Source organism: Streptomyces olivaceoviridis (genome assembly GCF_014650115.1).
Taxonomy (GTDB): Bacteria; Actinomycetota; Actinomycetes; order Streptomycetales; family Streptomycetaceae; genus Streptomyces; species Streptomyces olivaceoviridis.
On the sequence record NZ_BMUI01000048.1, the window covers coordinates 1 to 18,545 of the forward strand.

The following is an 18,545-nucleotide window of genomic DNA, read 5'->3' on the forward strand; positions in this document are numbered from 1 at the left end:
GCCAGCTCGGCGCGCATGATCAGCGCCATCACGCCGCCGATCAGGAAGAACGCGAACGCGGTGACCAGGTAGAGCGTGCCGATCGTCTTGTGGTCGGTGCTCGTGAGCCACTGCACGGCTCTGGTGTCTCGGATCCTCTTCACGCCCCGCCTGTGTCCGCGCCCCGCCCGGAGGTCACACTCGGGGGACGCGAGGAGCATCACGGAAGAAGGGTGTGACGATCCGGGGGGTGCCGGACACGAACCGAGCATGAGCAACGACGAGATCTTCGCCGCTGCCTATCGCGAGCACTACTGGGCGGTCAGCCGTTATGTCGCCAGGCGACTTCAGGGGCGGACCGACGAGGTGGAGGAAGTGGTGGCGGAGGTGTTCACGGTCGCCTGGCGACGCCGGGCCGACCTGCCGGCCGCGCCGCTGCCCTGGCTGTACGGGGTGGCCCGGAACTGCCTGGCCAACGCGGTACGCGGCTACGGGCGCCGGCGCCGGCTGGTGGACCGGCTGGGCAACGACGAGGCCGCGCACGGCCGGCACATCGCGGCAGGCCCCGGCACGGAGGCGCCGGGCGCCTGGGTGCACCAGGCCCTGGACCGGCTGGCCCCGGCCGACCAGGAGATACTGCGCCTCGCCGCCTGGGAGGAACTCGGCGCCGAGGAGATCGCGGTCGCCCTCGGCTGTGGCCGCCGCGCGGCGGCCATGCGCCTCCACCGCGCCCGCCGCCGTCTGCGCACGGAGATCGACCGACTGTGCCCCACGGCACCGCCGGCACACACGCCGCCGCCCGGGCCGCGCCCTGGCCCCGCGGCACCGTCGCCAAAAGGGCCGCGCGAGCCGCGCCCTGGCGGACCGTCGCCCGAGGCGCCGCCCACGGCAGCCCCTGGAGGACCGTCACTCGAAGCGCTGCCCACAGCGCCCCCTGGTGGGGGACCGGCGCCCGACGGCGACGTCCGCCCCGGCCGGCGATCCTCCGGCCCCGCGCCCACGACCGACGCATGCCTGCGCAAGGACCCTCGACATGCCTGACGAACTCGAACTCCTCCGGCGCGCCGACCCCGTACCGCACGACGGGCCGTACTTCGGTGACGGGCCCCTGGACCAGCGCGCCGAGTGGCGGCTCGATCGACTGCTGCGTCAACCGCGCCCGACGCGCCGCGTCCCCCGCGCCCGGCTGCTGTGGGGCCTCGCCGCCACCGGCGTCGTACTGGCGACCGCGCTCGCCGCGCTGGTCGGCGGGCCGAACACCCAGCCCGCCCTCGCCGCTCCCCGGCCGCTGACCGTCCGCGCCGACTCCACGCCCGTCCCGCTGACGCGGCTGGCCGAACTGGCCGCGACCGCCGCCGCCGACGGCTCGCCGCGCCTGCGCAAGGGCACGCACGTGCAGTCGTGGAGCCTGAGCATGACCGACGGCAAACCCCCCGTCACCCTGCCCGAGGAACGGGTGGTGCGCTGGCGCGCGGACCACAGCCACACCGAGCTGGTCGTGGCGACCGACCCGCGCCGTCCGGGCCGCCCGGTCCTCACCGACGAGGGCGGAGCCCCCCGTGTGGTGGCCGACGGCCACGTCCTCAGCCGGGCCACCTACCCGCCGAGCTGGAGCGACGCCCCGCCCGAGGCGCCGCCGCCGCACACCCCGGCCGCCCTGCGCGCCTACCTCGCCGAGACCGTCCGTACCGAGCCCCTGGGCACCCCCCAGCTCCTCGAGGCCGTCGGGGAGCTGCTGGACCACTGGACGCTGGGCGCGCGGGAGTCAGCGGCACTGGTCGGGGTCCTCGCGGACGCCGAGGGTCTGCGGGCCGTGGGACAGGTGACCGACCGCCTCGGCCGTCCCGGGCAGGCGTACGTGTACGAGGGCGAGGGCGGCCGGCGGATGCTGATCCTCGACCCGCGCACCGGCACGGTCCTCGGCCTGGAGACCACCTTCACCCGGGACGCCCCCGAGTACGGCGTCAAGGCCGGGGACGTCATGGACTACAACGCCTGGATGCGCTGACCGAGAGGCCCGGAGCCGGCCGGCGAGGCGTGCTGCCGGGCGCCGCCGACCGGGGTTGCTGGGCGGAGTCTGGTGGTGACCTGTGCCGTGTGGTGCTGACCCGCTCGACCGGGGTTGCTCGGCGGGGTCTGGTGGTGACCTGTGCCGTGTGGCACCGATCCGCCCGCCCCGCGCTCGTCGGCGCCGCCGGCCGGTGATCAGCGCCACCCGGCACTGCCCCACTGCCCACCGCCGGCCCTCGGCTGTCCCTTACACCCCCAGCTGCCGGGCGGCGGCCGTCACCGTCTGTTCCAGGAGCGTGGCGATCGTCATCGGGCCGACGCCGCCAGGCACCGGGGTGATCAGCGACGCTCGCTCCACGGCCGAGTCGAAGTCGACGTCGCCGACGTTCCCCGGGTTGTAGCCCGCGTCGATGACGACCGCGCCCGGCTTGATGTCCTGCCCGCGGATCAGCCGCGGCCGGCCGACCGCGGCCACGACGATGTCGGCCTCGCGGACCACGGCCGAGAGCTCACGGGTGCGCGAGTGGCAGTAGGTCACGGTCGCGTCCCGGGCGAGCAGCAGCATGCCCACCGGCTTGCCGAGGATCGCGCTGCGGCCGACCACCACGGCCCGCTTCCCGGCCGGGTCGACGCCGTACTCGTCGAGCAGCCGCAGGATGCCGCCCGGCGTGGCGGAGACGAAGCCCGGCAGCCCGAAGCTCATCGCGGCGAACGACGCGAAGGTGACACCGTCGACGTCCTTCTCCGGCGCGATCGCCTCGAACGCGGCCCGCTCGTCGATGTGGTCGCCCACCGGGTGCTGGAGCAGAATGCCGTGCACCCCCGGGTCGGCCGACAACTCCCGCAGCGTCGTGACGAGTTCGTCCGTCGTGGTGGTCGCGGGCAGGGAGACGTGCCGGGACTCGATGCCGGCCTTGCGGCTGCGGTTCTGCTTCATGCGGACGTACGTCACGGACGCCGGGTCCCCGCCGACCAGGACGGTGGCCAGACACGGCGCGGTACCGGTGCGCTCGGTGAGAGCGGCGGCCTTCCTCGCGGTGTCCTCGACGATGCGGCGGGCGGGCGCGGTGCCGTCCATCAGACGGGCCTGGGTCATGCTGCACACTCCTGAGCTGGATCGACTCTCCTCGCCCAGGCGCGCGGCTACCGACGCGGACCGCTCCCCGGTGGTGCTCCACCTCAGCGCCAGTCACGGCCCGCGTACAGCGTAACCGAGAGTGCGTACGCCCTCCGGAACCCGCTCGGCCTCCTTCCGCTCCCGCCGTACCCGGCCGGGGCCTACTCGTCCCACGCCTGGATGATCAGCTGATCGGCGATCTTGCCGTCCCGCAGGGTGACCATCGACTCGGCGAGGACCCGGGTGCCGTCCCCGTACTCGCAGGACTCGCAGTAGGCCGCGTGGTCGCCCTGGACGACGCACCGGTCCAGCCTGTGCGTCATGTCGCGGCTGTAGACGTCGTCCAGCAGTTCGGCGATCTGGCTCCGGCCGTGCAGCACCGTGGGATGACTGGGCTGGTTGTTGCGGTCGACGATGCGGATCTCCGCGTCGTCCGCGTAGAGCGACAGAAGGTTGTTGCCGGTGTTGCCCTCGACGGCCCGGCGCAGTGTGTCGGTGTCGAAGGCGGACCCCGCAGCGGTACCCATGGTGACCTCCTTCAGGTGCCCGTGTGGTCCAGGTGCCCGTGCGGTCCGGCCAGGAGCGGGCCGCACGGGCCCACCTCCGAGACTCCTCCGCCCCGGCGGCCCCGGCAAGCCCGGCCGCGCGCTCCACCTCCCGGGTGAGCGCGGCCCGCCGCCCGTGTCCGCCCGGGGCCTGTCGCCGTTGCTGAAGGCATGATCTCAACACGACGTATCGCCGCCGCCGTCGGTCTGGCCGCCGGGATCGCCGGCCTCGCCGTACCCCAGGCGAACGCGGCCGGCACCGGCGCACCGCTCGTCGGGAAGCTCGGCGCGCTGAGCACGCTGGACTCGCTCGCCGTCAGTGACATCCCGGCGGAGCAGCGGGGCCGGGTGCCACGGGTCACCGAGCAGTTGCAGGAGCTGAAGCACCTCCAGGAGCTGAACCAGCTCAACCAGGTGGAGCAGGTCCTCGCGCCCGCCGCGCCGCTGCTCGGTCTGGTCGGCGCCATCCACTGATCCCGCCCGCCGGCACGAGGGCCGTCCCGCCGGGGCGGCCCTCACCGCTGCCCGGACGGGCCGGGCGATGCCGCGCGGGTCCGGAAAGATCCACTAACCTCCTCGTGGTCCGCCGTCGCTACCGATCGGTCGCGCGTAATCTCGGCGGCGAAGGCAAACGAAGGAAGGGGCCAGACCATGGCGCAGGAAGTCCGCGGCGTGATCGCACCGGGCAAGGACGAGGCGGTACGGGTCGAGACGATCGTGGTGCCGGACCCGGGGCCCGGCGAGGCCGTCGTACGCGTCCAGGCCTGCGGGGTCTGCCATACCGATCTGCACTACAAGCAGGGCGGCATCTCGGACGACTTCCCCTTCCTGCTCGGCCACGAGGCCGCCGGAGTCGTGGAGTCGGTCGGCGAGGGCGTCACCGACGTCGCCCCCGGTGACTTCGTCATCCTCAACTGGCGCGCGGTGTGCGGGCAGTGCCGGGCCTGTCTGCGCGGTCGGCCCTGGTACTGCTTCAACACCCACAACGCGCGGCAGAAGATGACCCTCGCCGCCACCGGCCAGGAGCTGTCCCCGGCCCTGGGGATCGGGGCCTTCGCCGAGAAGACGCTCGTCGCGGCCGGCCAGTGCACCAAGGTCGACCCGGCCGTCTCCCCGGCGGTCGCGGGCCTCCTCGGCTGCGGGGTGATGGCCGGCATCGGCGCCGCGATCAACACCGGGAACGTCGGCCGGGGCGACTCGGTCGCCGTCATCGGCTGCGGCGGTGTCGGCGACGCGGCGATCGCCGGGTCGAACCTGGCCGGCGCGGCGAAGATCATCGCGGTGGACATCGACGACCGCAAGCTGGAGAAGGCCCGCACGCTGGGCGCCACCCACACCGTCAACTCCGAGCAGAGCGACCCGGTCGAGGCGATCCGCGAGCTGACCGGCGGCTTCGGCGCGGACGTCGTCATCGAGGCCGTCGGCCGCCCGGAGACCTACCAGCAGGCCTTCTACGCCCGCGACCTCGCCGGCACCGTCGTCCTCGTCGGCGTCCCCACCCCCGAGATGAAGCTGGAACTTCCCCTGCTGGACGTCTTCGGCCGCGGCGGCGCCCTGAAGTCCTCCTGGTACGGCGACTGCCTGCCCAGCCGGGACTTCCCCATGCTGATCGACCTCCATCTGCAAGGCCGCCTGCCGCTCGACGCGTTCGTCACGGAGACGATCCAACTGGACCAGGTGGAGCAGGCGTTCGAGCGGATGCACCACGGCGACGTGCTGCGTTCGGTGGTGGTGCTGTGATGACCGCGCGCATCGAACGCCTCGTCACCTCGGGCCAGTTCACCCTCGACGGCGGCACCTGGGACGTGGAGAACAACGTGTGGATCGTCGGCGACGACCGCGAGGTGATCGTCATCGACGCCGCCCACGACGCCGAGGCCATCGCCCGCGCCGTCGGCGACCGGCGCCTGACCGCCATCGTGTGCACGCACGCCCACAACGACCACGTCAACGCGGCACCGGAACTCGCCGACCTCACCGGCGCGACGATCTGGCTGCACCCGGACGACCTGGCGCTGTGGAAGCAGACCCACCCGCACCGGGACCCCGACCGGCACCTCCTCGACGGCCAGGTCATCGAGGCCGCCGGCGCCGACCTCACCGTCCTGCACACCCCGGGACACGCCCCCGGCGCCGTCTGCCTGTACGACCCGGGCCTCGGCACCGTGTTCACGGGCGACACCCTCTTCAAGGGCGGCCCCGGAGCCACCGGACGCTCCTACTCGCACTTCCCGACCATCATCGACTCCCTCCGCAACCGCCTCCTCACCCTCCCGCCGGAGACCAAGGTCCTCACCGGGCACGGGGACGGCACCACCATCGGCGACGAGGCCCCCCACCTGGAGGAGTGGATCGCCCGCGGCCACTGAGTCCGAGGGCTGCTGAGCCCGAGGGCTGCTGAGTCCGGCGGCCATCGAGTCCCGCGGCGACACACCGCGGGACTCGACGTAAAAGCAGACAGAAGATGTCCGGCTTCCCGGCGACAGTGGACGGCGACAGCAGTCGTACCGCACGGGAGGCCGGACATGTCAGGACCGCTGGAAGGCAAGGTGGCGCTGGTCGCCGGGGCGACCCGGGGCGCCGGACGGGGCATCGCCGTCGAACTCGGCGCGGCCGGCGCCACCGTCTACGTCACCGGCCGCAGCACCCGCGCCCACCGCTCGGAGTACGACCGCCCCGAGACCGTCGAGGACACCGCCGACCTCGTCACCGCGGCCGGCGGGCAGGGCATCGCCGTGGCCGCCGACCACCTCGACAAGTCCGCCGTACGGGACCTGGTGGACCGCGTCGCGGCCGAGCGGGGCCGCCTCGACGTCCTCGTCAACGACATCTGGGGCGGCGAGAACCTCTTCGAGTGGGACACCCCCGTGTGGGAGCACGACCTCGACAACGGCCTGCGGCTGCTCCGGCTCGCGGTCGAGACCCACGCCGTCACCAGCCACTACGCCCTGCCGCTGCTGCTGCGACACCCCGGCGGCCTGGTCGTGGAGGTCACCGACGGCACCACCGACTACAACCGCGACACCTACCGGGTGAACTTCTTCTACGACCTCGCCAAGACCTCCGTCCTGCGCATGGCCTTCGCCCTCGGCCACGAACTCGGCCCGCGCGGTGCCACCGCCGTCGCCCTCACCCCGGGCTGGATGCGCTCCGAGGTCATGCTCGACGCGTACGGCGTCCGCGAGGAGAACTGGCGGGACGCCCTGGCGCGCGAACCCCACTTCGCCATCTCCGAGACCCCCCGTTTCACCGGCCGGGCCGTCGCCGCCCTGGCCGCCGATCCCGACGTGGCCCGGTTCAACGGCCGGTCGCTCTCCAGCGGCGGCCTCGCTGGGGTGTACGGCTTCACCGACCTCGACGGCAGCCGGCCGGACGCCTGGCGGTACCTGGTCGAGGTGCAGGACGCGGGCAAGCCGGCGGACGTCACCGGCTACCGGTGAAACCGGGCGCCGAACCGGTGAAAGGGCGCCCGGGGCGCCGTACCGTCGGCCCATGACTGATCCGACTCGCTTCGCAGGACACGGAGTTCTCGTCACGGGCGGCGCCCGCGGCATCGGTGCGGCCGTCGCCCGGCGGCTCGCCGAGGAGGGCGGCCGGGTACTGGTCACCGACCGGGACCTGCCCGAGGCCGAAGAGACCGCCTCCGCCCTGCGCCGACAGGGCCTCGCCGCCGAGGCGTTCGCCTGTGACGTGGCCGACCGCGCCGCCGTCGAGGCGGCCGTCGCCCACGCCGTCGCCGCGTTCAGCTCGCTCGACGTGCTGGTCAACAGCGCCGCCCACTGCACTTCGGACGTAACCCTCTTCGAGGACGACCCCGACGAGGCCTGGGTGCGCGACCTCGACATCACCCTCACCGGCGCCTACCGCTGCTGCCGCGCCGCCCTGCCGCACCTCGCCGCCTCCGGTCGCGGGGCGATCGTCAGCGTCGGCTCCGTCAACGGCGTGCAGGACTTCGGCAACCACGGCTACAGCGCCGCCAAGGCCGGCCTCGGCTCGCTCACCCGCACCCTCGCCGGGCACGCGGCGCCCCGGGGCGTGCGGGTCAACCTGGTGGTGCCGGGCACGGTCCGCAGTTCGGCGTGGGAAGGTCGCGACGACGAACTCGACGCCGTCCGCCCCCTGTACCCGCTCGGCCGGGTCGGCGAGCCGGAGGACATCGCCGCCGCCGTGGCCTTCCTCGCCTCGCGCGACGCCGCCTGGATCACCGGGACCTCCCTCGTCGTCGACGGCGGCCTCACCGCTGTCAACACCGGCTTCCGCGCGGCCGTCCGGCACACCTCCTGACCCCCGGTCCGAGGCCGCCGCCGGCACGGCGGGCACCCGCACCGCCCGAGGTGCCGTACGGCCGGAAGTTCACCGTTTCGTCACAGCCTGACCGGAACCACAACCATCTCCGGCCCGGCCGGGTCTAGTAGTCCGACATCGCGGGAATCGCGCTGGAGAGCACCGGGGAGGCCCGGGCGAACGAATCGGGCACAAGGGGAAGGGGAGAGGCCGCCATGGGGGTCATACGCAGACGAGGTGTGGTCGCGCTGGGCGTCACGGGACTGGTGGCGCCGCTCGCGCTCGCGTTCACCGCGGCGCCGGCCCAGGCCGCGAGCTGCACCACGCGGACCGGGCCGTACCAGAAGCAGGTGGAGAAGTTCCTGGGCCGGCCGGTCGACGGCAAGCAGTCCGCCACCGACTGCAAGGCCGTCCAGGCCTTCCAGCGCAAGCACGGCATCACGCCCGACATCGGCTACGCCGGTCCCGTCACCTGGGGCGTGATGGACCTGATGAACAAGCAGAAAGCCGTCGGGAACAAGCCGAACAAGGACGGCAAGTGCCCGGTGAACAAGGGCCGCATCGCCTGCGTGAACCTCACGCTCCAGCTCAGCTGGATCCAGGACGGCAACCGGCTCGTCTACGGGCCGGTGCCGGTGCGCACCGGACGTGACGGCTACGAGACCCGCACCGGCCTGAAGAAGATCTACTGGCGGGACATCGACCACGTCTCCACCCTCTACAACGTGCCGATGCCCTACAGCCAGTTCTTCGACGGCGGCCAGGCCTTCCACTCGGTGGGTCTGAGCATGTGGAACCCGCCCGGTTCGCACGGCTGCGTCAACATGACCACCACGACCGCCAAGAAGTACTGGTCGCTGCTGAGGAACGGCGACGACGTCTTCGTCTACGGCCGCAAGCCCGGCACCTGAGCCCGCCGGGACACATCACGCCTCCGGCGCGTCCCCGAAGTCGGGGATCTCCAGCCGGACACCGCCCTGCCGTGCCGATTCGTGCGCGATGACGCCCGGCAGGGTGTAGCGGGCGGCCACCCACGCGTTCACCGGCGGCAGCGTCCGCGTGGTGACGGCGGTGACGAAGTCGTCCACCAGGAAGTGGTGGCTGCCCTCGTGCCCGTTGTGCAGGTGGTCGAACTCCCGGGGCAGCCGGGACCGGTCGTGCACCGGCGCCGAGCCGGAGGTGAAGGCCGCGCGCAGCTCCGGCGCGATGTGCGCCAGCGACGGGTCGTCGGGGGCCAGGGTCGGCTTCGGCTCCAGCAGCTCGCTGATGTCCTCGACCCCCTTCTTGTCCTGCCACAGCGCCACCGTCGCCAGCTGTTCCATGCTGGCCTCCGTCCCGAAGAACCGGAACCGGGACTCGCGGATGTGCGAGGGGTAGCCGACCCGCCGGAACTCGTTCGTACGGAACGATCCGCCGCCCGCCACCTCGAACAAGGCGGTCGCGTTGGACACGTCGTTGTCGAACTGGCTGACCGAACGGTCGAAGACGCCGTCGCCGCGCTCGTCGCGCACCCCGATCGCGGACACGCTCACCGCGTGCGTCTGCCAGGCCCCCAGCACCCCGCCCACCGCGTGCGTCGGGTACAGCAGCGGGGGATAGCTGGCGGTCGCCTTCCAGTTCTCTCCGCCGCTGTACTGGTAGGCCTCGTAGAAGCCGAGGTCCATGTCGTGGACGTAGTCGCCCTCGGCGTAGAACAGCCGGCCGAAGGCGCCCGCCGCGATCTGGTTGCGGGCGTGCACGGTCGCCGGGTGGTAGTGGCTGGTCTCGCCCATCATGTACGTCAGCCCGGTGGCCCGGACCGCGTCGATGATCGCGGCCATCTCCTCCACGGTGATCGCCATGGGGACGGCCGAGTAGACGTGCTTGCCCGCGGCCAGTCCCTGGAGGACGAGCGGTCCGTGGGTCCAGCGCTGGGTGAAGATCGCGACCGCGTCGACCGCCGGCGACTCCAGCATCGCCTCGTACGACGGGAACGTGCCCGCGAGCCCCTGCGCGGCGACGAGCCGCTCGGCCCGCTCGGGCAGCAGATCGGTGACATAGACGTCACGGACGCCGGGGTGGGCCTGGAACAGGGTGGCGAACTGCCCGGAGAACTGTCCGGCGCCGACGATGCCGAGGGAGAGATTCATGGGCTTACTTTCGTCACGGAATTATTCAGGCGTCAAGAGCTCGGGTGGGGTCTGCTGGAAGCCCGGAGCACCCGCGTATGCTGGCGTCGTTACTTCTGTACCGAAAGAAAACAGAGAGGTGCGCTTCCATGACCAGCTGGCTGCCGCTGAGCCCTGCGGAGCGCTCCGTGGCCATCGAGGTGCTCGTGCACGGCCCGCTGTCCCGCACCGAGCTGGCCCGGAGGCTGCGCCTCTCCCAGGGCAGCCTCACCCGGCTGACCAAACCGCTCATCGAGTCCGGGCTGCTGGTGGAGGCCGCCGAGACGGGCGGGGCGGGCGAGAGCCGTCAGGGTCGGCCGTCGCAGCCCCTCGACATCGTCGCCGAGTCCCGCTCCTTCCTCGGATTCAAGATCACAGCCGACAGGGTCTACGGCGTCGTCACCACCCTGCGCAGTGACGTCACCGGCCGGCTGGACCGGCCGCTGACCACGCACGACCCGGACGCCGTCGCCGCGCTGCTGGCGGAGATGACCGCCGAACTGGCCGGACGGCACCCCGCCCCGGCCGGCATCGGCATCGGTGTGGGCGGACGGGTGCGGGACCGTACGGTGGTGGGCGAGTCGGCCTTCCTGGGCTGGCGGGACGTGCCGCTCGGCACGCTCGTCCGGGAGCGCACCGGGCTGCCGGTCGTCGTGGAGAACGACGTCGCCGCCCTGGTGGAAGCCGAGACCTGGTTCGGTGCGGGCCGGGGACTCGACCGCTTCGCCGTGCTGACCATCGGCGCGGGCATCGGCTACGGGCTGGTGCTCGGCGGCAGCCGGGTGCCGTACGACGAGGAGGACCGCGGCTTCGGCCGGCACTGGATCATCGACCCCTACGGCCCGCTCACCCCCGAGGGCGCCCGCGGCAGCGCCACGTCGCTGCTCAGCATCCCCAGCATCCGCTACCAGGTGCGCGCCGCCACCGGCCGGGACGTCGGCTACGAGGAGATCCTCGCCGGTGCCGCCGCCGGTGAGCCCATGGCCTCCCGGGTCGTAGAGGAGGCCGCCCGGGCCCTCGGCACCCTCGTCGCGCAGATCGCCAACCTCGCGATGCCGCAGAAGATCCTGCTCGCGGGAGAGGGTGTCGGCCTGATGGATGTGGCGGGGAACACGGTCCGCGACACCATCCGCTCCCACCGGCACCCGCTGGCCGCCCCGGTGGACCTGGAGACGAAGGTGTCCGACTTCCACGACTGGGCGCGCGGCGCGGCCGTGCTGGCCATCCAGGTGCTGGTGCTGGGCCGGACCGGGGAGTGAGCCGGGGCGGGGCGAGGGGTGGCACGGGCAGTGAACTCCCGCTTCCGGTTGACACATTGACGTGATGAGTAACACGGTCTGAAATGTCCGTATCGCGGGTACTTACTCACAGCGCCTTCACCTCGATCGGCATATGCTTCACAGCATGTCCACCACTGTTGAAGCCGTCTCCGAGCGATCGGCCGCGGAGGTCAACGAGGAGATCCGTGCCCTGTGGCGCCGGTCGGGCGGGACACTGACCACCGAGCAGCGTGCGGAGTACCAGCGCCTCGTGATGGAGTGGGCCGCCGCGGCCCCGCAGCCGCACCGGGCGGCCTGACCGACCCCGCGCACACCGCGCCGAACCGTCCGGGGCACCCGTGAACGCACGGGTGCCCTTCTTGTCGTACCCCGACCCGGTGCCCTCGACGTTCCCCCCGCGGCCCTTCCGTCAGCCCCACGTCGCCGAGTAGTACCGCTGGTACGCCTTGCGGTCCTGCTCGGCCCGGATGTACCGGGTCGCGACCAGCGCGATCAGACTGCCCGCGATGACCAGCAGCCCCGGCCCCACGTTCCGGGCGTCGGTCAGCCGCGCCAGCGAAGTGCCGCCCTGGGGCGCGCCCGTGACCGGCGCCGAGGAGCCCGGCGAGGCCGCGCTCGGCGCCATCGCGCCCTGGACCGCGGAGGCCGACGGCGCGGGGGAGGGGGTGCCGCCCGGGGCGCCGACCGCGTTCCGCGCCGACACGATCAGCCGGACCCCGAGCGCCGTCAGCGCCTTGGTCACCGGCTGGAAGAACGTCGTCCCGCCCGCCGTGCAGTCGCCGTTCCCGCCCGAGGTGACGCCGAGCGCGATGCCCTCGGAGAACAACGGGCCGCCACTGTCCCCCGGTTCGGCGCACACGGTGGTCTCGATGAGCCCGGTGACCGTGCCCTCCGGGTAGTTGACGGTCGCGTTCAGCGCCGTGACCTGGCCGTCGCGCAGACCGCTGGTGCTGCCGCTGCGGAACACCCGCTGCCCCACCGCGGGATCGGCGACCCCCGTGATCCGCACCCCCTTGCCGCCGCCGATCGCGACGACGTCGGCACCCGCACCGGCCTTGCCGCCGGCGTACCGCACGAGCGAGAAGTCACTGCCAGGGAAGGAACTGTTCACGGTCCTGCCGAGCTGCTGACCGCCCTGGTTGTCGGCGAACCAGGTGGACCCGGCGGGCCCGCAGTGGCCGGCGGTGAGGATGAAGTCGGACTGCCCGTCGGTGACATTGAACCCGGCCGAGCAGCGACCGCCCGTCGACAGGATCGGCTGGGCGCCGTTCAGTCGCGTGGTGAACGTGCCCTTCGTACGCTCCATGCGCACGAAGCCGCCGATCCCCGTGGCGACCCGGGTCAGCCGCGACCAGTCCCCGGCGGACACCGTGCGGTCCGCCCGCACCACGACCCGGTTGGTCCGGTAGTCGACCGCCCACGCCGTGCCCGGCACCCGTGGAGCCGAACGCAGCGTCGCCGTCGCCGACTTCAGCTCGTTCATGCTGTGCGGCACGACCTTCGCCTCCGCCCCGGCCCGTCGCACCTCCCGCGCCGCCGCCTGGTCGGTCACGGCCACGACCGTACGCCCGTCGGCGCCGATCCAGTCGCCCGCCGTACGGGCCGTGCCGAGCCGCGCCACCAGTGCGGCGCCGGTGTCGCCCGTGGCGGCGAGCGGTCTGGCGGAGGGGGGTGGTGTCTCGTTCGCCATGGCCGCCTGGGTGACCATCGCGCCCCCCAGGAGGAGTCCGCCGACCGCCGCCAGCCGTGTCACTCGCCGGACGACCCGTCGTCGTGCGTGCCGCATGCATGGCTCCCGAAGCCGAACCCGAACGCGCGCTGCCCGTACCGGCACCGCGAGGCCCCCGGATCGTCGAGGGCCCGCTCCTCCATACGGGGGCCGGGGCCACGGCGTTCACCGGCGCCGGTGAACTCCCGCGCGCGGTCAGTTCTTGCGGGCCACCCCGCCGAACATGGCGACCTCCTCCGGCTCGGCCCCGTCGCCGCCCTCCGGGCGCCACCGCGAGCAGGACACCACACCCGGCTCCAGCAGTTCCAGGCCGTCGAAGAACCGGGTCACGTCCTCGGGTGTGCGCTGCTTCAGCTTCGGAGTGCCGTGCTCGTTCCAGAACTTCACCGCCTCGTCCACGTCGGGCATCGACGGGCTGGTGATGGTGTGCGACAGCACCAGGTGGCTGCCCGCCGGCAGCCGGTCCGTCAACTGCCGCACCAGGCCGTACGGGTCCTCGTCGTCGCCGATGAAGATGACCACGCCGAGCAGCATCAGCGCCACCGGCTGACTGAAGTCCAGCGTCTTCGCCGCGTGTTCGAGGATCGCGTCGACGTTGCGCAGATCCTCGTCCAGATAGTCGGTACGGCCCTGCGGTGTGCTGGTCAGCAGGGCACGCGCGTGCGCGAGGACGAGCGGGTCGTTGTCGACGTACACGATCCGGGACTCCGGGGCGATCCGCTGCGCCACCTCGTGGGTGTTGTCGGCGGTGGGCAGCCCGGTGCCGATGTCCAGGAACTGCCGGATGCCCGCCTCACCGACCAGATGGCGCACCGCGCGGCCCAGGAACAGCCGGTCGGCCCGCGCGTACTCCCCGATGCCCGGGTGCAGTTGGCGGATCTGGTCGCCGGCCGTCCGGTCGACCTCGTAGTTGTCCTTGCCGCCGAGCCAGTAGTTCCAGATCCGGGCGGTGTGCGGCTGGCCGGTGTTGACACGGGCGCGCAGCGACACGGCCACGTCGTTGGTGGCTGCCGGGTTGTCGGTCACGTGGGTCAGCTCCTGGGTGCCTGGTGAGATGCCTGACGGAATTGCGCCCTGCAAGACGCAATCTAGACGCCCGAGTTGATCTCCGCCGCCCGGCCCGGGGTTTCTGCGGCCGGAGCGGACCGGGCCCAGCCGCGCGCGTCGCCCCCCCCCGACTCCGCCGCCCCGTACGGCCGCAGGCACGCGGTCAGCAGTGGATCGAGCACCGGGAAGAGGGCGGGTGTCGCGCGCATCCGGGTCCGGTAGGCGTCCGTCCGTTGCCGCTGCGCGGCGAGCCGGCGTAGCATCCCGGCGGCTTCGGCCCCGGGGGCGGTCCGGACGAGAGCGTCGACGGCCGCGAAGAAGGCGTCCTCGGGCGTGTGGGAGGCTGCGCCGACCGCGGGGAGGGCTCCGGCCGTGTCGGGTGCGTCGCTGGTGGTGGGGGAGTCTTTGCCGGCCGTGTCGGGTGCTTCGCCGTTCGTGGGGGTGCCTTTGTCGGCCGTGTTGGATGCCCGAGCCACATGACCGGCATCCCGCACGGCACCGCCCGCCCGTGGGGCCGGCCCGAGTCACCGGGCTTCGCCGGCAACGCCCGCCCTCCTACACTGCGGTCATGGACGACATGCGGCTCGACCGGCTCGGCTCCGGCAAGTACCTGCTGGTGACCAGCCACCGGAAGAACGGCACCCCCGTCGCGACCCCGGTGTGGGTCGTCCGGGACGGCGGCACGGTCGGGGTGTGGACGGCGGCCGACAGCGGGAAGGTCAAGCGGATCCGGCGCCGCCCGGACGTCCTCGTCGGCCCGTGCGACGTGCGTGGCAACCCGACCGGCGACCAGGTGCCGGCCACCGCCGAGATCGCCGATCCGGCCACCACCGCCCGCTACCGGAGCCTGATCGCCCGCAAGTACGGCCTCCTCGGCCGCCTCACCCTGCTGGGCAGCCGGCTCCGGCGCGGCCTGGACGGCACCGTCGGCGTCCGGGTGACCCTCGGGGAGTGAGGGCCACCCGGAACCGGCGCCCTACGACGCGTCCAGCACCGAACCGGACAGCTCAAGGCCCCCGGTGCGCGGCTCCCCGGTGCGCGGGTCGACCTGCCGGAACAGCACCGACTCGGTGGACTCCCGCACCCCGTCCTTCACCGTGGGCAGGGTGATCTCCGCGCTCGTCCTCCCCGCCGGGATGTCCGCCCACAGGTAGAGCCCGGTCACCTTGGACAGCGGACGCTCCGGGTCGGGCTTCTCCCCGGTGGTGTCCCGCAGCCAGCCGGCCGGGACGTCCTTCGTGGACAGCTCCGGCGCGGTGGCCGGCGCGACCTCGAACAGCGCGCCCATGTCGACGTCCACCGGCTCCGACAGCGACACCCGCCACTTCAGCGTCTGCCCCTCGGTCACCTCACCGGCGACGGGCGTGACGGTCATCGCGGGCGCCGGATCGTCGTCGTGGACGGTGATGCCGCCCCGGTAGGAGCCGACGACCGCACCCCGGACCGCCTTGACCAGCACGTCGTACGACACATCGGTGCCGTAGCGGGTGTTGCCCTTCACCTCGACCGGTACGTCGATGTCCTGGCCGCCCGGACGGACCGTCACCAGCCGGTCCGCGGCCTTGCCGGTGGCCGGGTCGAGCACGTACACGCGGACCTGGCCGCTGCCGCCCCGGCCCGTCACCTGGACCGGGACCCGGTAGGTGCGCACGCCCGAGTCACCCTCGTCCACGGTCCTCCGGCCGATGTCCACGCGCGGCAGCGCGTCGGTGCGCACCGCGGGCGTCCCCGGCCGCCAGCCCCACGCGTCCATGAGCCAGGCCCGCCCGGACGCCGAACGGGGCGTCAGCTCCAGGGACTTGACCGAGCGCAGGTCGAGCCCGGCGCGACCGGCCGCGGTCAGCGGCACGCGGATCTCCTGCGCCCAGTAGGAGGCGGTCCGTTCACTGCCGGGCAGCCCGGCGGGCGTGATCCGGCCGAGCCTGGCCTTCTTGCCGGAAGCATCGGTCAGCGACACGTCCAGCTGTGCGGCCCGGGAGTTCGGCGGCACGAACAGCCGCAGCGCCAGCGCCTTCGCACCGGACAGGGACACCGGCTTCGCCACGGTCACCCGGGCCGGGCTGCCGGCGCGCGTCCAGCGCACCGCGATCGCGCTCCGGCCGGTCTCCCGGTCCGTCTCCCACTGCGCGAAGTGCGGAGAGGCCCCCTTGGCGCCCGTGCCCAGGCAGGTCCTGGCCGGGCTCGGGTCCACCGCGGCGCACAGCCTGCCGCCGGTCACCGACACCCCGGCGTCCGGCAGGAACCCGCCGCCCCGGCGGGCGCCCACCGCGTGGCTGAGGACCCGTGCCGGGTCCGCCGACGGCGCCCGCTTCCCGGAGCCGTCGAGCAGCGGCCGTACCCGGTCGTCCCCGGCGAGGAACAGCCGCGCGGCGGCGGCGATGTAGGTGGAGCCGGCCCGGTGCTGCCGGTCGGCGGTCAGCCGGGTCGCGGCCCGCTTGCCGCACACCGGGTCGTGGTGCTGCGGGTCGTCGGAGAAGTCGTCGTCGGCGGGCGCCGCGGACTGGCCCGGCGTCCACTCCGAATTGAAGAAGTTGTGGTTGGCGCCGATCACGTACACCGCGCTGTGCAGTGCCGTGCCGTTGCCGACCGCGCGCGTGCCGTCGACGTACACCTCGCCCTGGAGGTCGGAGACGTCACCGTCGCAGCCCGGCAGGATCGTCATCGACGGGACGTCCGGCACCGGGTTCTGACCGAAGACGGTCGGGCCGATGAGGACGGTGCCCCGGATGTGCCAGCGCACCGGCCCGTGATAGCCGTCCTGGTCGGCGGGCGGCGGGGTGAGGCTGTCCAGCGCGGCCCGGTTGACGCCCTCGCCGCCCCGCGAGTGCCCGACCAGCAGCACCCGCGACAGATCGGCGCGGGGTGCCTCGCGGACCACCTTCGGCGCGGACCGCGGGTGCTCGGCCCAGTCGGCCCAGCGGGCCAGGTGCAGCCGCACCAGCGACGACCGCGCCTGCGCGCCGCCGTCCTCCGCCTCGAAGTCCTGCGCGTTGACGCCGTTGGCCGAGACCGACACGGTCAGGTAGCCCTGGGAGGCGAGCAGTTTCTGGTCCCGCAGATAACCGCGGTGGCTGGGCACCGGCTTGGCACCGGCCTTGCAGGGCCAGTCACCGGTGATGTCCTGCCCCTTGTAGCAGGTGTAGTGACGGCCGTGCAGGAAGAGCGCGAGGGGACGCTTGCCGGACGCGCCGACCGGCGCGACGACCACGGCGCGCATCTCCACGGGCGCGGAGAACCCCGGCAGCCGCACCGACTTCAGGCTGTACTCGCCCGTCCTGGTGCGGTACGCACCGGGCTTGCCCGGGTCCACGGCGTTCGCGGGCAGCGCCGCCGGCAGGCGCGCCGCCGAAGCCGCACCGGCCGTGTCGGGCGCGTCCAACCGCCGTCCGCCGGACCACACTTCCAGACCGCGCAATCCCGTCGCGCGCCGCCCGTCGAGCGGCAGCCGGAAGGTGTGCCCGTCCGCGCCGGGCCGGGGCACCCCCAGCAGCCGCCCTCCGGCCCGGAACTCGACCCGCGCGTCCCCCATGGGCACCGACCGGGCCGACCGCCACACCAACTGCGGCGCGGAGCCCTCGCCGGCCAGCCGCCACCCGGGCGGCAGTGGCGCGCCGTCATTTCCCTGCGACTTGCCTTGTGCTGCGGCTGGTTGAGAGTGGGCGACCGCCACTCCCGGGGATGCCCCCGCCACCGCGAGCAACGCGGTGGCGGTCACCCATATACGCCGGGCACGGACCACTGATCCTCCTCGAACACCTACCTCGGGCGTCCCGGCAGTCCCGGACGCCCCTCGCCCCGGGAGGATGCGGAGCGGAGGCTGTGGGTTGCCTGCGGAGGCGAGGTGATGGTCCGCGTGGGCGGAGGAGGGGACCCGGCCGTGGTGTCAGCGGCACCGTGCCGGTGGGCTACGGCGGGTCAGGTCCAGGCCCGGTACGGCTCCTCCAGCAGCTGGAAGACGGGCTCCCCGCGCACCGGGTCCTTGGCGGTGGACAGCCGCACCCGGTCGCCGCTGTGGATGCCGATCGGCGGACCCATGACCCGGCCCCGTACGACGAACCCCTCGGCCATCTCGATCAGCGACACATTGCGCGCCGCCGGTGTGTTGCGGTGCACCACCGTGGAGTGGCGGACCGTGCCGACGCCCTCGCTGCGCTCCGTGCGCAGCTCACTGCCCTGGCAGACCGGACACAGCAGCCGGTGGTACATCGCGGTGCCGCACCAGGCGCAGCGCTGGAAGAGGATGGCGTCCTTGGAGTCCGCGGCGGCGGGATCGAGAATGCCCGCCGCGGAACCGGCCACCGGATGCGAGGTGCTTGCTGAGGGGTGGTACACGCTGGTCAACTCCCTGCGCTCGGCCGGAATCCCGTGTGCCCGGGGCGGACCGGGCACACGTGTGCGCGGTTGCCG

At 73.2% G+C, this 18,545-nt stretch carries 18 protein-coding genes, 2 pseudogenes and 1 riboswitch; of the genes and pseudogenes, 11 read left to right on the forward strand and 9 right to left on the reverse strand.

Annotated elements, in window-relative coordinates; translation table 11 throughout:
* Window positions 1-200: pseudogene (locus IE273_RS45445) on the reverse strand (aa3-type cytochrome oxidase subunit I); the annotation flags it as partial.
* 49 nt (window positions 201-249) lie between these two features.
* Here IE273_RS45445 and IE273_RS44430 point away from each other — a divergent pair.
* Window positions 250-753: pseudogene (locus IE273_RS44430) on the forward strand (RNA polymerase sigma factor); the annotation flags it as partial.
* A gap of 259 nt (window positions 754-1,012) precedes the next feature.
* Window positions 1,013-1,987, forward strand: coding sequence for a CU044_5270 family protein (locus tag IE273_RS40730; RefSeq protein ID WP_189820149.1), 975 nt, complete (start codon window positions 1,013-1,015; stop codon window positions 1,985-1,987).
* 249 nt (window positions 1,988-2,236) lie between these two features.
* Here the strand turns inward: IE273_RS40730 and IE273_RS40735 are convergent, their stop codons facing one another.
* A complete protein-coding gene (locus IE273_RS40735; RefSeq protein ID WP_189820150.1) occupies window positions 2,237-3,085 on the reverse strand; it encodes a bifunctional 5,10-methylenetetrahydrofolate dehydrogenase/5,10-methenyltetrahydrofolate cyclohydrolase in 849 nt (282 codons plus the stop codon).
* A 26-nt stretch (window positions 3,086-3,111) separates the two neighbouring features.
* A riboswitch (ZMP/ZTP riboswitch) is annotated at window positions 3,112-3,192 on the reverse strand.
* A 75-nt stretch (window positions 3,193-3,267) separates the two neighbouring features.
* Entirely contained in the window at window positions 3,268-3,633 is a 366-nt protein-coding gene (locus tag IE273_RS40740; RefSeq protein WP_059262508.1) for a nuclear transport factor 2 family protein, read from the reverse strand.
* 189 nt (window positions 3,634-3,822) lie between these two features.
* Here IE273_RS40740 and IE273_RS40745 point away from each other — a divergent pair, with 189 nt between their 5' ends.
* The 6 genes from IE273_RS40745 to IE273_RS40770 all read left to right on the forward strand — a co-directional run bounded on the left by IE273_RS40745 (window position 3,823) and on the right by IE273_RS40770 (window position 8,846).
* Complete coding sequence (locus IE273_RS40745) at window positions 3,823-4,125, forward strand: hypothetical protein (protein ID WP_189820151.1); 303 nt, start codon at window positions 3,823-3,825, stop codon at window positions 4,123-4,125.
* A gap of 177 nt (window positions 4,126-4,302) precedes the next feature.
* The gene (locus IE273_RS40750) at window positions 4,303-5,391 is read left to right on the forward strand and encodes an S-(hydroxymethyl)mycothiol dehydrogenase (protein WP_189820152.1); all 1,089 of its coding nucleotides are present in this window, start codon (window positions 4,303-4,305) and stop codon (window positions 5,389-5,391) included.
* Window positions 5,391-6,020, forward strand: coding sequence for an MBL fold metallo-hydrolase (locus tag IE273_RS40755; RefSeq protein ID WP_189820153.1), 630 nt, complete (start codon window positions 5,391-5,393; stop codon window positions 6,018-6,020). Before IE273_RS40750 ends, IE273_RS40755 begins: the two co-directional genes overlap by 1 nt.
* Before the next feature lie 156 nt (window positions 6,021-6,176).
* The gene (locus tag IE273_RS40760; protein ID WP_189820154.1) at window positions 6,177-7,091 is read left to right on the forward strand and encodes an SDR family oxidoreductase; all 915 of its coding nucleotides are present in this window, start codon (window positions 6,177-6,179) and stop codon (window positions 7,089-7,091) included.
* 52 nt (window positions 7,092-7,143) lie between these two features.
* Entirely contained in the window at window positions 7,144-7,935 is a 792-nt protein-coding gene (locus IE273_RS40765) for an SDR family NAD(P)-dependent oxidoreductase (protein ID WP_189820155.1), read from the forward strand.
* Between the two features lie 215 nt (window positions 7,936-8,150).
* Window positions 8,151-8,846, forward strand: a complete 696-nt coding sequence (locus IE273_RS40770) for a L,D-transpeptidase family protein (protein WP_189820156.1) — start codon at window positions 8,151-8,153, stop codon at window positions 8,844-8,846.
* A 15-nt stretch (window positions 8,847-8,861) separates the two neighbouring features.
* Here the strand turns inward: IE273_RS40770 and IE273_RS40775 are convergent, their stop codons facing one another.
* Window positions 8,862-10,064, reverse strand: a complete 1,203-nt coding sequence (locus IE273_RS40775; protein WP_189820157.1) for a Gfo/Idh/MocA family protein — start codon at window positions 10,062-10,064, stop codon at window positions 8,862-8,864.
* Window positions 10,065-10,192: 128 nt separating this feature from the next.
* Here IE273_RS40775 and IE273_RS40780 point away from each other — a divergent pair, with 128 nt between their 5' ends.
* A complete protein-coding gene (locus IE273_RS40780; protein ID WP_189820158.1) occupies window positions 10,193-11,341 on the forward strand; it encodes an ROK family transcriptional regulator in 1,149 nt (382 codons plus the stop codon).
* 133 nt (window positions 11,342-11,474) lie between these two features.
* A complete protein-coding gene (locus IE273_RS40785) occupies window positions 11,475-11,660 on the forward strand; it encodes a hypothetical protein (RefSeq protein ID WP_030640852.1) in 186 nt (61 codons plus the stop codon).
* Window positions 11,661-11,771: 111 nt separating this feature from the next.
* On the opposite strand, the gene IE273_RS40790 is transcribed toward IE273_RS40785, so the two are convergent.
* From IE273_RS40790 to IE273_RS40800, 3 genes are all read right to left on the reverse strand, one after another.
* Window positions 11,772-13,148, reverse strand: a complete 1,377-nt coding sequence (locus IE273_RS40790; protein ID WP_189820159.1) for a S1 family peptidase — start codon at window positions 13,146-13,148, stop codon at window positions 11,772-11,774.
* 138 nt (window positions 13,149-13,286) lie between these two features.
* Window positions 13,287-14,117, reverse strand: a complete 831-nt coding sequence (locus IE273_RS40795) for an SAM-dependent methyltransferase (RefSeq protein ID WP_189820160.1) — start codon at window positions 14,115-14,117, stop codon at window positions 13,287-13,289.
* Window positions 14,118-14,179: 62 nt separating this feature from the next.
* A complete protein-coding gene (locus tag IE273_RS40800; RefSeq protein ID WP_229888092.1) occupies window positions 14,180-14,614 on the reverse strand; it encodes a hypothetical protein in 435 nt (144 codons plus the stop codon).
* Window positions 14,615-14,706: 92 nt separating this feature from the next.
* Here IE273_RS40800 and IE273_RS40805 point away from each other — a divergent pair, with 92 nt between their 5' ends.
* Complete coding sequence (locus IE273_RS40805) at window positions 14,707-15,093, forward strand: PPOX class F420-dependent oxidoreductase (RefSeq protein ID WP_189820161.1); 387 nt, start codon at window positions 14,707-14,709, stop codon at window positions 15,091-15,093.
* A gap of 21 nt (window positions 15,094-15,114) precedes the next feature.
* Here IE273_RS40805 and IE273_RS40810 read toward each other — a convergent pair whose 3' ends face one another.
* Together IE273_RS40810 and IE273_RS40815 are read right to left on the reverse strand one after the other, a co-directional pair.
* On the reverse strand, window positions 15,115-17,877 hold the full coding sequence (locus tag IE273_RS40810; protein WP_189820162.1) for a hypothetical protein: 2,763 nt from the start codon (window positions 17,875-17,877) through the stop codon (window positions 15,115-15,117).
* 176 nt (window positions 17,878-18,053) lie between these two features.
* The gene (locus IE273_RS40815; RefSeq protein ID WP_189820163.1) at window positions 18,054-18,470 is read right to left on the reverse strand and encodes a Zn-ribbon domain-containing OB-fold protein; all 417 of its coding nucleotides are present in this window, start codon (window positions 18,468-18,470) and stop codon (window positions 18,054-18,056) included.
* Window positions 18,471-18,545: the final 75 nt, after the last annotated feature.